The sequence below is a fragment of the Streptomyces sp. NPDC004658 genome (assembly GCF_040609555.1).
Lineage (GTDB): Bacteria > Actinomycetota > Actinomycetes > Streptomycetales > Streptomycetaceae > Streptomyces.
In genome coordinates this window covers 1-1,007 of record NZ_JBEXKG010000461.1, presented here as the reverse complement: position 1 = coordinate 1,007, position 1,007 = coordinate 1, and the positions used below count along the sequence as shown (strand labels likewise).

The window sequence follows — 1,007 nt, the reverse complement described above, 5'->3', positions numbered from 1 at the left end:
GCGTCGACGATCCCGCGGGCGATGTCGGAGAGCGTCGCCCCGCCCGCCGTGTTGGCCAGGAGGTCGCGCTCCTCGTCCTTGAGCTGCTGGCTCAGGCGGGACAGGCGTCGCTGGAGGACCTCCGCCTCCTCCGCGCTGATCGACTTCGTGCCCGTCTTGTCGAGCAGCTTGGCCAGCGACACCTGTGCGCCCGTCGCCGGGATCATGGGGCGGGCGTCGACCAGCGGGGAGGTGGTGACACCTGCCGCGTCGATCAGGACGAAGCGGTCCTTCGTCACGTCGTCGTCGGCGTCCGGGGTGACCTCGCGGAGCTCCGTCGCGTCGATGGTGCGGGCACCCCGCCCTTTCATCTGCTCGAAGAGAACCGCGCTGCGCACCGACCGCAGGAAGATCACGCATTCCAGGGCCCGGACGTCCGTACCGGTGGCGATCATGTCGACTGTGACAGCGACCCGCAACCGGGGTGAGTTGCGGAGGTCGTTGATCAGCTCGTCGGGGTTGTCGCCGTTCTGACGGCTCTTGTACGTGATCTTCTTTGCGAAGTCGTCCCCACGGCCGAAGACCTCCTTGACCTGCTTGAGCACGTCCTCCGCGTGGTCCTCGCCGACCGCGAAGATGAGCGTCTTGGGCAGGTCCTTGCGACCGGGGAACCAGCGCTGCCAGTTGTTCCTGTACGTCGTGAGTACGGCTCGGATCTCGTCGACGGTGATCACCGAGCGGCCGATCTGGCCGGTGGTGTACGTGAGGTCGTCGTCGAGTTCCACGTACCGCTGGGCCCTGGTCTTGCGGTCCTTGATCCGGACCGTCGTGCCGGCCTCGATCTTCGCACCGCCCTGCTCCCGGAGGTCCGTGTTGACACGGACGATGTCGAAGTCGACGTTGACCCCGTCGGCGACGGCCTGCTCGTACGTGTACTCGGAGACGGTGTTCTGGTCGAAGAAGCCCCGGGTCTGTGCGGTCGGGGTGGCGGTGAGGCCGACCAGGTGGGCGTCGAAGTAGTCCAGGAC

1 protein-coding gene is annotated in these 1,007 nt (G+C 67.0%); it reads right to left on the bottom strand.

From position 1 onward, the window contains the following. Positions 1–1,007, bottom strand: a 1,007-nt coding sequence (locus tag ABZV94_RS42170; RefSeq protein ID WP_356350486.1) for a helicase-related protein, incomplete at both ends; no start/stop codon positions are given.